Source organism: Sphingorhabdus sp. (assembly GCF_023910635.1).
GTDB lineage: Bacteria > Pseudomonadota > Alphaproteobacteria > Sphingomonadales > Sphingomonadaceae > Sphingorhabdus_B.
Genome location: NZ_JAAVVZ010000025.1, coordinates 1 through 13,296, shown reverse-complemented (window position 1 = coordinate 13,296; position 13,296 = coordinate 1). Strand labels below are relative to the sequence as shown.

The window sequence follows — 13,296 nt, the reverse complement described above, 5'->3', positions numbered from 1 at the left end:
TAATTGCTATATTACAATCGCGGGTCCTGATAGGGATAGGATATGACAAACGCAAGCTTGCCCAGGACAATTAACGCTGCGGAAGCGGCACATTTTGGCGCTCTCGCCGCCGAATGGTGGGACCCAAAGGGCAGCTCTGCGATGCTGCATAGACTAAACCCTGTGCGATTGCGCTTCATCCGGACCGCGATAGATACGCATTTTGGTGGCGACGCGAAGGCGCGATATCCGCTGGCGGGCAAAACCGTGCTGGATGTTGGTTGCGGTGCCGGTTTGCTCTGCGAACCGCTCGCGCGGCTTGGCGGGAACGTTACCGGTGTTGATGCCGCACCTGAAAATATTGCGGCGGCAAAGGCGCATGTGGCTTTGTCTGGTCTTGCGATCCACTACTGCGCTGGCGAAATCGCGGCGCAAGGCCTTGACCAGTTTGATGTTGTGACCTGCATGGAAGTTATTGAACATGTTATGGACCCGGCGGCATTCATCAACGAATTGGTCCGCCACCTAAGGCCGGACGGGCTATTGCTGCTCTCAACGCCCAACCGCACAGCAGTGTCGCGCCTATTTCTGGTGGAGGCCGCCGAACGCCTCGGCCAAGTCCCACGCGGCACGCATGATTGGGACAAGTTCCTGACGCCCGAAGAACTGACCGCTTTGCTTGCGGGTGCTGGGCAGGAGGTGGTCGATATGCAAGGCATCGCCTTTTCGCCCATGTCGGGTCTGCATTTGAGTGACAATATGGCGTTGAATTATATTTTAAGTGCGCGGTTGCGGTGATCCTCCTCTCCCCTTGGGAGAGGATACGAAGCCTTAGCGCGTGCGCTTAGGCGAAGTTGGTGCGGGGCACTGCGCCATCGAAAGGGCAGAAACCCCCTACTTCGTCACCCTGAACGCCCTACTTCGTCACCCTGAATACACCCCGTCGTCACCCTGAACGCCCTACTTCGTCACCCTAAATACACCCCGTCGTCACCCTGAACTTGTTTCAGGGTCCATCGTGCCCAATGACCGGCGGTTGCAGCTGATACATAGACCCTGAAACGAGTTCAGGGTGACGAAGCCTTAAACGCTTCGCGCCTCAATCATATCCCGCATCGGCATATTGGTCATCGGCCAAGTCGCTAAAACGCGTAATCTTGGCTTCGAACTTCATCCGCACACGCCCTGTCGAACCATGGCGTTGCTTGGAGATAATCAATTCCGCAATACCGTGAATCCGCTCCATTTTTTCGTTCCAGGCCTCAAATGCGGGCGTGCCCTCATCGGGTTTTTTCATCAGCTCATAATAATCTTCACGGTAAACGAACCATACCATATCGGCATCCTGCTCGATTGAACCGGACTCGCGCAGATCGGACAACATCGGCGTCTTGTCTTCGCGCTGTTCGACCGCACGACTAAGCTGCGAGAGTGCAATAACAGGAATGCTCAATTCTTTCGCCAGTGTTTTCAGACCCCGGCTGATCTCAGAAATTTCATTGACGCGGTTGTCGTTCGCGCGGCTTGATCCTTGGAGGAGTTGCAAATAGTCAACAACGATCAGGCCAATACCGTGCCGTCGCTGTAACCGCCGGGCCCGGGTGCGCAATGCGGCAATCGTTAGCGCGGGCGTATCGTCAATGAAAAGCGGCAATTCCTGCAATTCGCGGGACGCGCGCGACAGCTCGCGGAAGTCGTCACGGGAAATTTTACCCATACGCAGCAATTCGGAACTAATCCCCGATTGTTCCGCCAAGATACGCGTTGCCAACTGGTCGGCGGACATTTCGAGGCTGAAAAAGGCGACTTTTGCACCGGAGCCCTTGGACTCTTCGATGCCGTCTTCACGCTCGCGGACCCATCGCCGTGCGGCATTGAACGCAATATTGGTGGCCAATGATGTCTTACCCATGCCGGGACGTCCGGCCAAAATCACAAGGTCGGAATTGTGCAAGCCGCCGCATTTGGTGTTGATGCTGTTGAGGCCGGTGGTGATACCCGAAAGGCTGCCACCCGAATTGAGCGCCTTTTCGACATTGCGGATGGCCTCGGTCGATGCGGTCAAGAAGCTCTTCATCGAGCCAGTTTCGCCTTCACCCTCGGCGACTTTGTACAGCGCGCTTTCCGCAGCTTCAATCTGCCCCTTGGGATCTACGCTTTCACTGGTGTCCAGCGCATTGTCGACCAAAGTCCGGCCTACCGTCACAAGTTCCCGCAGCAGTGCCAAATCGTAAATCTGCTGGGCAAAGTCGCGCGCGCCAATCAAGCCTGCGCCATCGGCGGTGAGTTTGATCAAATAACCCGGCCCGCCCAGTTCACGCATCGATTCGTCGGCTTCAAAAAACGGCTTCAGCGTGACCGGCGTGACCAGCATGTTGCGGTCAATCAGGCGCAAAATATGTTCAAAAATCCGCCCGTGCAGGGGCTCAAAAAAATGGTCCGGTTGCAGCTTGATCGAGACATCCTCAATCACGCGATTATCAATGAGGATAGCGCCCAAAAACGCGGCCTCCGCCTCAATATTGCGCGGCAAGCGTTGGGGTTCAGCTTCATTCGCTGCGGCAAGTCTGATGAGTTCGGCCATGGTTCCCTATCCTTTACCACGTCACGCTGCGCAAGGGGCGCAAAAAAGAAGTGCGGGGATATGGCTGTGGACAATATTTTGCACAACGCATTTGCCAGTATCTCGTTAACCCCTTGCCCCAAAAATATCTGAAGCTAACACAGCCGGTATGGCGGACCCGCGCATCATCAAAGTTGAACTGGACGAAGCAACGATCCTGCGGCGTAACGCCGATATCGAACAGGAACGCCGCGTCGCCATTTTTGACCTGATTGAAGATAATTTCTTCAAACCGCTGCGCGATATGGGCGACGGCTATGCGGGACCATATCATTTGAGCATCAGCGTCGCCGAAGGCCGTCTCATCCTCGATATCCGCCGTGAAGACGGGACGCCGCACGAAACCTTGGTGTTGGGCCTTGGCCGGTTTCGGCGCACGGTGAAGGATTATTTCGCCATTTGCGACAGCTATTACCAAGCCATTCGCAAGGCCAGCGCGGCGGAAATTGAGACCATCGATATGGCACGGCGCGGGGTACATAATGAGGCGGCCGAACTGTTGATGGAGCGACTTGACGGTAAGGTGGAAGTAGATTTTGCCACCGCGCGTCGCCTGTTTACGCTGATCTGCGTCCTGCACATCAAGGCGTAGCGTCCAACGCATCATAACACCCCTCGACTTCGCAAGGACAGAGCGCCTAGTAATATAGCCGAATCAAAAGCGTTAAACGGGGTTGCATGCCAAGGCGAAATCGCAAATTGATCCGCTGGGGCGTGCTCCTGCTGGGTATAGCTTTTATGGGCTTTGGGCTGTGGAACTATGTCACCGGCTGGGCCCCATCGCGCAATAGCTACCCCGTGCAGGGCATCATCGCGAACGAAAGCAACGGCCAACCCCAATGGTCGGAATTGGGCGCAACGGGCGTCGATTTCGCATATATTACCGCCGTCGAGGGCGCACGCGGCCGCGATCCGCAGTTTCAGGCCAATCTGGCGGCGGTGCAGGAGGCTGGCATTCGCTTTGGCGCGCTGCATCATTATGACCTGTGCCGTTCGGCGTCCGAACAGGCGACGATGTTTATCACCAGCGTGCCCCGCAACGACCGGGCGCTGCCCCCTGCGGTGCAAATGGATTTTTCCGAAGGCTGCAACAGCCGCCCGAACCGGGCTTTGATTTTGGCGGAATTGGCGACCTTCTTAAACCAGATTGAGGCGCATAGCGGCACCCCCGCAATCCTGTTACTAACACCGGACTTCGAAGAGGAATATCAAGTGAGCAAGTCGATTGACCGCAACATCTGGCTTGAAGGCAACGGTATTTCGCCCGATTATTCCGCAAGGCCCTGGGTCATGTGGACCGCGAATAGCCAACGTCGCGTAAGCGGCATCGACGGCGCGGTGCGCTGGGTCGTGGTGCGCAAATGAGCGCGGCCACCACGCGCTTGGTCCAAGCCGCAATCGACGCCGCCAAGACCGCTTATGCGCCTTATTCCAACTTTCATGTGGGCGCGGCGTTGCTGCTCGACAATGGCCAGATTGTGACCGGCAGCAACTTTGAAAATGCCAGCTATGGCATGACATTATGCGCCGAAACCGTCGCCATCGCTAAAGCCAATAGCGACGGCCAATTACGCGCGATCCGCGAGATTGCGGTCGCGGGCGGCTTGGCCGGACATGTTGGGACCGGCGCAGACCCGATCACGCCCTGCGGTCGATGTCGTCAGATTATCAAGGAAGTGGCGGACCTCACGGACACCGACATTCCGGTGCACTGCGCCCATGCAACGGGCTATGCGACATATCGTTTGTCCGAATTACTGCCGCACGGCTTTGGTCCGGCCAGCTTGAAATAATCCGCTTTTTGGGGCGCGCGAGATACGCACAATTTTTTCGTGCCGAACACTTGCACGCGCATCGCAAATTGGCAAAAGCGGAACGGTTAACAGGGAGTGATTATGTCCATATTGTCCGACATCTGGATCCGCGAACAGGCCCAAGCGACCGGCATGATTGAACCCTTTGTGGAGGCGCAGCGCCGTGACGGCTGCATCAGCTATGGCCTCTCCTCTTATGGCTATGACGCCCGCGTGGCCGACGAATTCAAGATTTTCACCAATGTCGACAGCTCCATCGTTGACCCCAAGGATTTTGACCCGAGAAGCTTTGTGGACCGCAAGACCGACGTCTGCATCATTCCACCCAACAGCTTTGCCTTGGCCCGCACCGTCGAATATTTCCGCGTGCCGCGCGATGTTCTGGTCATCTGCCTTGGCAAAAGCACTTATGCCCGCTGCGGCATCATCGTCAACGTCACGCCATTGGAACCCGGCTGGGAAGGCCATGTAACGCTGGAGTTCAGCAACACCACGCCCCTGCCCGCCAAAATCTACGCCAATGAAGGCGCATGCCAGTTCCTATTCCTAAAAGGCGAGCAACCCTGCGAAACCAGCTACGCCGACCGCGCAGGCAAATATATGGGCCAGCGCGGGGTGACATTGCCGAAATTGTGATTGGGGGGTTTGAATAGCTTGGGTGGTTGGAAGCTGTTGGGAAGCGGAACGGCGGGTTTTGGCGCGCGGCGTTATAAGGCTGCAGTGCCGAAATAAAAAAGCTAGACGCTTGGGCAAAGCTATTGCTATCAAATAGAAATGTCAGATGATTGGCTAAAAATATTCGACGATTTTGCGACGAAGGTCGTAAGCAAAACCGACAAGGTTAAGGGTGCCTACGTCGTAGACAAGCCACAACAGGCTATATTGTTGGCTGCGGGGATTTCTCCGACAGAAGGTCCGTCGGAACGCACTTTGGAAATTAGTATCCTTGGCACTGAGAATGGCCAGCTTTCGGTGTCCTATTACAATTCACTTCGCGAAGGTGCGGGTCGTGCACCAGAAACACGAATGGGAAAGGGAATTGTTGCTTGGGTTGAGATTGGTGATTTGCTGACGATTGGCCGTATTGGAAACAAAGCGTTTTTTGCCAAGGAAAAGCGCAACGCCGCTGAGCCTATGCCTCAGGAAATCGGACGGCAATTGGTGCGTTCAGTTGATCCAGCCAAAATCTTCGCCAAAGCCAAATTAAGAACTGGGCCACCGCCGAAGCGAACCAGGCAAATAAATGATTTCGTACGCGATCCTTACATTGTGGCGGCAGCCTTGACGAGAGCCCAAGATCGATGTGAAATGTCAAATTGCAAGTCGTTGTTGTTTCAACGAGATGATGACCGATCATATCTTGAGGTCCATCACATCGTACCGCTGGCAGAGGGAGGCGACGACACTCTGATCAACGCCGCCGCACTGTGCCCCTCATGCCACCGAGAGCTTCACTTCGGAAAACTTCGCCTGCAAAAGCGCGCACAGCTTAAAAGCGTGATTGATAAAAAGCGCATTTGATGTTGCAAAACTAACGCTTCAATTGTCAGCAATTTTCCAACTTTCGCGGCTGTTGACCAACTTCGGCAACATCAGCTTGGTAACGTGAATTGGCTACAGCATTCTGGATATGCGGCTTCATTGCTTCCGCTAAAAATTCGACAACTGGCACCACTACGGCATTCCCAAACTGACGATAGGCTTGCGTATCGGAAACAGGAATGTGCCACGGTCTATCTTCACGTTCAAACCCCATGAGCCGCGCGCATTCCTGAGGCGTTAGACGCCTTGGACGTTGGTTGGGCTGGTCGACGAGAATTTCCGAACCATCTTTATGATACCGAGCGGAAAGTGTCCGCGTGACGGCGTCTGGGCCACATAAGCCGAAACCGAAACCATTGCCTGCCGCGTTGTGCTTTTCTTTATAGCCCTGCAAATATGCCCAAAGTTTAGGCGTCAACGTATACTTCGGATCAACGTCTTCATGGCGATTGAGAATGCTCTTCAGCTTAGGGCCAGCGTCAGCGTCAGGCAGTTTAAGGTTGGCCAGATCAAAATCTGTCGGCTCCTTAAATCCTACTATAAAAATACGTTGCCGCTTTTGAGGCACCCAAGGCGCGGAACTTATAACCCGGGTTTGGACATGATAGCCCAATTCGTTCCGCAAAACATTCATGATCGTAGCAAAGGTTCTACCTTTATCATGCGTTTCGAGATTCTTTACATTTTCCAGCAAAAAGGCAGCGGGCTTGTGATGGGCAATAATGCGAGCCGTGTCAAAAAACAGTGTGCCTTGAGTGTCGCACAAAAACCCGTGTGGGCGGCCAAGAGAATTCTTCTTTGAAACGCCAGCAATAGAGAATGGCTGACAGGGAAAACCGGCCAGCAAAACGTCATGCCTTGGAATTAAACTTGGGTTCTTCGAAAATTCGCGCACATCGCCGTTAACCGGATGATTGTCGCGAAAGTTTCGGCGATAGGTTTCTTGCGAGTGTTTGTCCCATTCGGAGGTAAAAACACAGTGCCCACCTATACCTTGGAAGCCAATCCTAAGCCCTCCGATGCCAGCGAAGAGATCGATGAAGCGAAACCCCGTCGGATTTTCGTTTTTTAATGCTATGGGGCCATCCGTAAATCGTGCAACAACTTCAAGTGCCCGATAGACTAAGGCCTTTGGAGCTGTTTCGCCACGTTCCCAGCGGTAAACCGTACTCGCGGAATAGCCCAGATCTTCCGCCACCTGTTCAACACTCATACCAGTGCGTTGCCGGAGTTCTGTAAACGAAAGGTCATGCGGCATATGCCATCCTCTGGGTCAATTTTTGGCAAAATGCACAATATTGACACAGTTAGCAAGAACAAAAAGGGAAATTATGGTCACCTAGCGTCAGCATTCAGGCATCCCAATTTACAACTTAATCGTCCGGAACGTCAGCTAAGCAACGCTTGGATTTGCGAGTGATGGGAAACAACAACTTCAGCGCCATTTGCCAAAAGCCTTTGTTCAAGGCCGGAGTCGCTGTGACCGCCGCCAACAAACCCTATCGGGGTCATACCTGCTGCTCTTGCCGCTTTCACTCCGTGAACGCTGTCTTCGATAACTAGGCAGCGGCTCGGGTCAGTATCGAGTTGCGCAGCCGAATGAAGGAACAGGTCCGGCGCTGGCTTGCCAGCTTTGACATGGTCGGCAGAGTAGATGTGGGGCGCAAACATTGGTTGCAGCCCCGTGATCTCGAGCTTCTTCAAGAGCTTCTCATAAGGAGAAGATGATCCGACCGCGACCTTGCCACCGAAGGAGTGAACAAGATCAGCAACGCCATCAATCGCCTGAAGCTCGGCTTCGATACGTGGCCAAACGATGCGCTCAAGCTGTGTCCCAAAGTCTTTTGGGAATTGATCGCCAACAATTTTTGCATAATCCGATCCCAATTCAGCGCAGAAATCAGCGTTCGACAAACCGACAAAGCGGGTCAGATAGATTTCATGCTCATAGACCAAGCCTAATTGTGCCAAAAGCTCAAGCTCGGCAGCGACATGAATTACCTCAGAGTCGACCAGCACCCCGTCGCAATCGAAGATTATCGCTTTGGCATTTTTCAGCAGCATACCCGGCTCCTAAAAGGTAAAACGCCTATAAACAAGACCTTCATGCGCGTCAGCTCTGTTATCACAACCAAACAAACCGAAAAACCAACAGCTTGACTATATTATCCATATAGGTTAATAACACCAACCATGCAAACCATATCAGACTATGAACCCGAATTTACCCCTGTCGCGCTTGACCGCGTGCGGCATGATGGTTGGACGCCGGAGCGGCAGCGGTTGTTTTTGGTTGCGCTGGCGGCGATGGGCACGGTTGATTCTGCGGCGCGGGCGGTGGGGATATCGCGGATTTCGGCCTATAACCTCAAAAAACGTGTGGACGCGGAAAGCTTTGCGGCGGAATGGGACCGGGCGTTGGGGTTCGGGCGGGGCATGATGTTCGATTATGCCATGGAACGCGCCATCCACGGCGTCACCACGATTAAAATGCGGTTGGGCGGCGTGTTTGAAGTTCAAACTGGCCCCGATATCAAGCATATCATGAAAGTGTTGCGCTCGCCCCCGCAGCGCCGCGATGCCAAGGCACGCCCACGCGCGGCCTAAGTTTACAAAAAACGCCGCTTATGCATATATGTTTGTAAACTTAAGGGGTAGAATCCTGTCCCCAATATGCCGTCACGCCCAAAGAGAGGAAACCACATGCCCACCACCCCACGCGAATTCGATATCATTGTTTATGGTGCCACGGGCTATACCGGGCGTCTGGTGGCCGAATATCTCAAAGGTAAAACGGGCCTGAAATGGGCGATGGCGGGGCGTAGCCTTTCCAAGTTGGAGGAAGTCCGCGACCTGATTGGTGCCGCCGCATGAAACTGTCGATTGACATGGTCGAGCGGACAAGGTGCTGCCTTGTCGCTGTGTGTTGTGCGCACAGGCTTGCCACGGATCACACCTGCCAAGCCCATCTCCCGCATCAGGCGTTTAACGGTGCAACGGGCAACGGAAAAGCCCTCCCGCGTCATTTGCCGCCACACCTTGCGGACACCATAAACTGCGAAGTTCGCGGCAAATACACGTGCGACTTCTGGCTTCAGCGCAATATCACGCTGCGCCCGCACTGACAGTCGCGTCGGATCTCGCCGCTCTGCTACATGCTTGTGGTATGTTGAAGGGGCAATCGGCAACACATTGCAGATCGGCTCGACCCCATAGACTCCAAGGTTATCGTCGATAAACGTGGTCATCGCTTGAACGGGCGGTCGAGCGTTCGGTGCTCAGCCATGCCCCGCATGGCTTGCGCTTCCTCACCCTGTGCAAAATATGCTGATGCCTTACGAAGGATCTCGTTGGCTTGACGCAGTTCCCGGTTCTCACGTTCCAAAGCCTTCAGCTTGTCCGCCATCTCAATCGGCACGCCTGCACGCTTGCCGCTGTCAACCTCGGCCTTCTTCAGCCACTCGTGTAGCGTCTGGGCCGCGCAGCCGATCTTATCAGCAACCGGTACAATCGCTGCCCAGCGTGAGGGATAATCGCTGTCGTGGTCCAAAACCATGCGCACCGCGCGGGTGCGCACCTCCGGTGAAAATTTGTTCGTTGTCTTGTTCATAGTAAGCCCGTCTACTCAGCAGTGAGGGCCTCCGACAATCCCGGGGCGGTTCAGTTCGTTACAAAGCCGCTGAATCAATGATTAGGAAAAGCGTCAAGCTAACTCGCGGACACTACTCAACTTAATTTCAGGTCAGACACTAAAGGATTTCTGACAGGAGGGTCAGTCTGAGGGTTCGGTGCGCTTGAGTTGCGCCATGCGTGGGAACAAACGTCCCCACTGCCTGTTATTTGACCGAGCGAGCGCTCGACAACTTTTGACCTCTATGTTGAAATCGCAGCGCTTCCGTCATCCCATCGTTACCAAAATTTTTAAGGATTTCGTGTGCTTGAATTTATCGAACGCAATAGCTTTAAAGATGACATCCTGCCTGTTGGCGGATCGACACCGAAGGTTCAGTCGAACATCGTCGCCCTGATTGGTGGTTTTACCCCGCGCAGATGCGGCATCGCGACATTCACCGCAGATGTGTTCGCATCCTTAAAAGCCGCGCAACCAGATCTGCAGATCCACGTTTATGCAATGACGCCAGCTTTATCCGCTATCACGTTCGACGCTTCAGTCAGGTCTACGATTACGCAAGGCGATCCGCAGAGCTATATTGATGCCGCACAGCACATCGATATCAGCAGAGCAGATGTCGTATGGCTCCAACATGAATTTGGATTATTCGGCGGGCCAGCCGGGGATATGGTGCTAGAACTAACTGACCGGATTGCGGCCCCTTTAGTCATTACATTACATACCGTTTTGGCAAAACCGAACCCCGACCAAATGCGCGTGATGCGCAGACTGATTGCGCAAGCGAGCAAGCTAGTGATCATGTCGGAACGTTCGCGAGACTTGCTGGGCAGCGTGTACGGGGCGGATAGCGACCAAATCGTCCTTATCCCCCATGGGGTTCCGGATCGGCCATTTGGTCGGTCAACACAATTCAAGTCCAAACTTGGATTTGAAGGCAGGGACGTCCTCCTGACCTTTGGGCTGCTTTCTCCGGGCAAGGGAATTGAAGCCGTCATCGCGGCCATGCCAGCTATAATATCGGAGCATCCCAATCTGCTTTACTGCATCGCGGGCGCCACCCACCCCAATTTACTGACGGTCGAGGGTGAAACTTATCGGGAAAAGCTTAAAACACTGGCGGCCACGCTCGGTGTTGCGCAGCACATATATTGGCTTGACACGTTTCTTGAAACAGAACTGCTGCTCGACTTGATTGAGGCAACCGATATCTATGTTACCCCTTACACCGGGGCGGACCAGTCGACCTCGGGCACTTTATCCTACGCGTTAGCACTCGGTAAAGCGGTGGTGTCTACACCTTATGTTCACGCCATTGAGCTACTTTCCGATGATCACGGCATTATCGTTCCCTTCAATGATAGCGACGCAATCGCAACAGAAGTGATTGGTCTTTTGCACGATAAGGACAGGCTTTCTGCTTTGCAGCGGCGCGCTTATGATAAAAGCCGGGATATGATCTGGCCGGCTTTTGCCGTTCGCTGTCTCGATGTTTTGGATGAAGTTCGAATTTCTATTAAATCTGCACCGATAGCTGCGGCTATCGGGATAGATGGCTTGTTAAGAATCTGTGATGATACGGGAATATTACAGCACAGCATTGGCAACGTTCCCGACAGAGCACATGGATATTGTGTTGATGATAACGCCCGGGCGTTGATGCTTACCCATAAGATGAAAGGCCATATTGCGACGGTACGTCAATTGAGCACTAGATTTGCCGCATTTGTTGAAAGTTCGTGGAACGAAGATCGTCGCGAGTTTCGAAATTTCATGGGGTTTGGACGAAATTGGCTCGAAGAAATTGGATCAGAGGATAGCTGCGGCAGGACATTATGGGCCCTGGGTTCAACCGTGCGTTGGGCGCCGTCTGCGGGCCTTCGGCATTGGGCACAGGGGTTGTTCGACCGGACGGCATCATCTGCCGAAACATTCGGGTCTCCGCGCGCCATCGGCTTTGCGATGTTGGGAGCAGATCATGTTTTGGAAGTAGACGATAAGCATAAAGCAGCATCGTCGATATTGGCTGCGGGTGCAGATCATCTGCTTACACTTTTTGGCCATTCCAAAAGGGAAGGTTGGACATGGTTCGAAGATGTTTTGGCTTACGACAACTGCCGACTTTCCGAAGCCATGATCAGGGCCGGGGTGCGTTTAAACCGCGTTGACGTCCAGCAGTGCGGGATCGAGACATTGCGTTGGATGACCGCCTTACAAAAAGCGCCTGGCGGATATTTTCGTCCAGTAGGATCTCGCACCTTCGGTAAGCCATATCTAAAGCCCCATCCTTTCGATCAGCAGCCTGTTGAAGTCTGGGCGGCCATAGACGCCGCCTCTGCTGCATATGACTTAACGGGAGACAAAAGCTGGCTTAAAGAGGCGACGTGCGCCTATGACTGGTTTTCAGGGGCCAATGACCGTGGCCTTGCGGTTGCAGACCCACAAACGGGCACAAGCCATGACGGGTTGAATCACCGTGGACTTAATCTCAACGAAGGCGCCGAATCGGTTCTGGCGTATCAACATGCGACAATCGCCATAAGAGAATTCATTGCTAAGGTTAGATAGGGCGACGCCATGGTAGACGTCGCTCAACATGAATTACGGCTCCATGCCGACCCCGCACGGGTGGTCGTGCGACCGTTCCATCTGGCGTGGCAAGCGTCTGGGCCCGACCTTGAACGGGTGCAAAAGTTGGCCCGTGAAATTTATGCTTTGGACACAAGAACAGTGCGCGCCGAACTCAGCGTGGTGTTGCGCGATTTTGCTGACAGGCATTCGCAGATAGAAAAGGTGTTTGACGACCGGTTTCGCGAAATTGAACCGCGCTTAGGGTTATCAGGGCCGATCAAAAAAGAAATGCGGCAGCTTATCGGCGCATATTTTTGTCATGAGTATAGTTTTGCCGCAGCAGCTCTGATGAATCCCAGCGTCGTCGCGCATCCAGACCAAACAGGGTTGCAACCCGGCAGCGTTAGAATTCTTCTGTCGCTACGCGCTGTTGGCGAGGGCCATATTTCAACCATCGCTTTTCGCGAAGGTATCATTTCGGCTGGCAGGCAACTGGTTCTGATGCCCCAACCGTCTTTTGCGACAGCGGCAACCTTGGGAAAGCACAAGCCCGGCACGCCGGACGACGTGTCGACGCTAGATTGCTTTCGAGATAGCAATATCTCTGGCACCGTGATTTTTCCAGTGACGGAAGCGCAGCGAAACGGGCTCGAAGATTTACGGCTCGTCGAATTTCTGCATGAAGGGGGCGCGCGTGAATGGATGGGTACATATACCGCCTATAGCGGGCATGATATTCGCTCTGAACTCCTTCGGACGCGCAATTTCCGAACTTTCACCCTGACACCGATAAAGGGGGGCGCAGGTCGCAATAAGGGCATGGCCCTTTTCCCGCGGAAGATTGATGGCAAATATTGCATGATAGGGCGTCAGGACGGTAAAAATCTTTATCTGCTTCGGTCAGAATCGATTGATTGCTGGGATGGCGGTGAACTTTTACTAGAGCCGTGCTTCCCGTGGGAACTGGTACAGATTGGTAATTGCGGCGCACCGATCGAACTCGACGAAGGTTGGCTTGTGCTGACCCATGGCGTTGGCGCGATGCGGAAATATGCGATAGGTGCGGCATTGCTGGATAAATCCAATCCCTCGAAAGTCATTGGCCGCACGCCCAATCCCATCCTATCTGCTGCTGA

General features: G+C 53.9%; 12 protein-coding genes, 2 pseudogenes and 1 other annotated feature. Of the genes and pseudogenes, 10 read left to right on the top strand and 4 right to left on the bottom strand.

The genetic code is table 11. The features are described from left to right. Positions 1-42: 42 nt before the first annotated feature. Positions 43-777 (top strand): bifunctional 2-polyprenyl-6-hydroxyphenol methylase/3-demethylubiquinol 3-O-methyltransferase UbiG, encoded by a 735-nt coding sequence (gene ubiG, locus HEQ34_RS12105; RefSeq protein WP_296200778.1) that lies wholly within the window; start codon positions 43-45, stop codon positions 775-777. A gap of 301 nt (positions 778-1,078) precedes the next feature. On the opposite strand, the gene HEQ34_RS12100 is transcribed toward ubiG, so the two are convergent. Then, on the bottom strand, positions 1,079-2,563 hold the full coding sequence (locus tag HEQ34_RS12100; RefSeq protein ID WP_296200776.1) for a replicative DNA helicase: 1,485 nt from the start codon (positions 2,561-2,563) through the stop codon (positions 1,079-1,081). Positions 2,564-2,711: 148 nt separating this feature from the next. On the opposite strand from HEQ34_RS12100, the gene HEQ34_RS12095 reads away from it, so the two are divergent. The 5 genes from HEQ34_RS12095 (at position 2,712) to HEQ34_RS12075 (ending at position 5,937) form a co-directional block, all read left to right on the top strand. Continuing rightward, a complete protein-coding gene (locus HEQ34_RS12095; protein WP_296200775.1) occupies positions 2,712-3,194 on the top strand; it encodes a UPF0262 family protein in 483 nt (160 codons plus the stop codon). A gap of 86 nt (positions 3,195-3,280) precedes the next feature. Further along, positions 3,281-3,967: a GH25 family lysozyme gene (locus HEQ34_RS12090; RefSeq protein WP_296200773.1), complete on the top strand. Its 687-nt coding sequence runs from the start codon at positions 3,281-3,283 to the stop codon at positions 3,965-3,967. Next, a complete protein-coding gene (locus HEQ34_RS12085) occupies positions 3,964-4,395 on the top strand; it encodes a cytidine deaminase (RefSeq protein WP_296200770.1) in 432 nt (143 codons plus the stop codon). Before HEQ34_RS12090 ends, HEQ34_RS12085 begins: the two co-directional genes overlap by 4 nt. Positions 4,396-4,497: 102 nt before the next feature. Then, complete coding sequence (gene dcd / locus HEQ34_RS12080) at positions 4,498-5,052, top strand: dCTP deaminase (protein WP_296200768.1); 555 nt, start codon at positions 4,498-4,500, stop codon at positions 5,050-5,052. Between the two features lie 138 nt (positions 5,053-5,190). Continuing rightward, the gene (locus tag HEQ34_RS12075; RefSeq protein ID WP_296200766.1) at positions 5,191-5,937 is read left to right on the top strand and encodes an HNH endonuclease signature motif containing protein; all 747 of its coding nucleotides are present in this window, start codon (positions 5,191-5,193) and stop codon (positions 5,935-5,937) included. Between the two features lie 25 nt (positions 5,938-5,962). On the opposite strand, the gene dcm is transcribed toward HEQ34_RS12075, so the two are convergent. Further along, positions 5,963-7,216, bottom strand: coding sequence for a DNA (cytosine-5-)-methyltransferase (gene dcm / locus HEQ34_RS12070; protein WP_296200764.1), 1,254 nt, complete (start codon positions 7,214-7,216; stop codon positions 5,963-5,965). A gap of 131 nt (positions 7,217-7,347) precedes the next feature. Continuing rightward, positions 7,348-8,022 carry an HAD family hydrolase gene (locus tag HEQ34_RS12065; RefSeq protein WP_296200763.1) on the bottom strand — a complete coding sequence of 225 codons (675 nt, stop codon included), beginning with the start codon at positions 8,020-8,022 and terminating at the stop codon, positions 7,348-7,350. Positions 8,023-8,151: 129 nt separating this feature from the next. On the opposite strand from HEQ34_RS12065, the gene HEQ34_RS12060 reads away from it, so the two are divergent. Continuing rightward, complete coding sequence (locus HEQ34_RS12060; protein ID WP_296200761.1) at positions 8,152-8,565, top strand: helix-turn-helix domain-containing protein; 414 nt, start codon at positions 8,152-8,154, stop codon at positions 8,563-8,565. A gap of 96 nt (positions 8,566-8,661) precedes the next feature. Further along, positions 8,662-8,829 (top strand): annotated as a pseudogene (locus tag HEQ34_RS12055) (saccharopine dehydrogenase); the annotation flags it as partial. On the opposite strand, the pseudogene HEQ34_RS12050 reads toward HEQ34_RS12055, so the two are convergent. Next, a pseudogene (locus HEQ34_RS12050) lies at positions 8,823-9,568 on the bottom strand (IS3 family transposase); the annotation flags it as partial. The pseudogenes HEQ34_RS12055 and HEQ34_RS12050 sit on opposite strands and share 7 nt — an antisense overlap. After that, positions 9,132-9,287, bottom strand: a sequence feature (AL1L pseudoknot). Its footprint overlaps the pseudogene before it by 156 nt. A gap of 324 nt (positions 9,569-9,892) precedes the next feature. Between HEQ34_RS12050 and HEQ34_RS12045 the strand changes: the two are divergent. Both HEQ34_RS12045 and HEQ34_RS12040 read left to right on the top strand, forming a co-directional pair. Beyond that, on the top strand, positions 9,893-12,157 hold the full coding sequence (locus HEQ34_RS12045; RefSeq protein WP_296200760.1) for a glycosyltransferase family 4 protein: 2,265 nt from the start codon (positions 9,893-9,895) through the stop codon (positions 12,155-12,157). A gap of 9 nt (positions 12,158-12,166) precedes the next feature. Beyond that, a partial coding sequence (locus tag HEQ34_RS12040; RefSeq protein ID WP_296200758.1) for a glycosidase occupies positions 12,167-13,296 on the top strand: 1,130 nt, incomplete at its 3' end.

What these genes read in the sequence shown, in the direction of transcription:
- HEQ34_RS12075 (WP_296200766.1), top strand. Translation starts at nt 5,191, where the DNA reads ATGTCAGATGATTGGCTAAAAATATTCGACGATTTTGCGACGAAGGTC.
- dcm (WP_296200764.1), bottom strand. Translation starts at nt 7,216, where the DNA reads ATGCCGCATGACCTTTCGTTTACAGAACTCCGGCAACGCACTGGTATG.
- dcd (WP_296200768.1), top strand. Translation starts at nt 4,498, where the DNA reads ATGTCCATATTGTCCGACATCTGGATCCGCGAACAGGCCCAAGCGACC.
- HEQ34_RS12065 (WP_296200763.1), bottom strand. Translation starts at nt 8,022, where the DNA reads ATGCTGCTGAAAAATGCCAAAGCGATAATCTTCGATTGCGACGGGGTG.
- ubiG (WP_296200778.1), top strand. Translation starts at nt 43, where the DNA reads ATGACAAACGCAAGCTTGCCCAGGACAATTAACGCTGCGGAAGCGGCA.
- HEQ34_RS12100 (WP_296200776.1), bottom strand. Translation starts at nt 2,563, where the DNA reads ATGGCCGAACTCATCAGACTTGCCGCAGCGAATGAAGCTGAACCCCAA.
- HEQ34_RS12095 (WP_296200775.1), top strand. Translation starts at nt 2,712, where the DNA reads ATGGCGGACCCGCGCATCATCAAAGTTGAACTGGACGAAGCAACGATC.
- HEQ34_RS12060 (WP_296200761.1), top strand. Translation starts at nt 8,152, where the DNA reads ATGCAAACCATATCAGACTATGAACCCGAATTTACCCCTGTCGCGCTT.
- HEQ34_RS12090 (WP_296200773.1), top strand. Translation starts at nt 3,281, where the DNA reads ATGCCAAGGCGAAATCGCAAATTGATCCGCTGGGGCGTGCTCCTGCTG.
- HEQ34_RS12085 (WP_296200770.1), top strand. Translation starts at nt 3,964, where the DNA reads ATGAGCGCGGCCACCACGCGCTTGGTCCAAGCCGCAATCGACGCCGCC.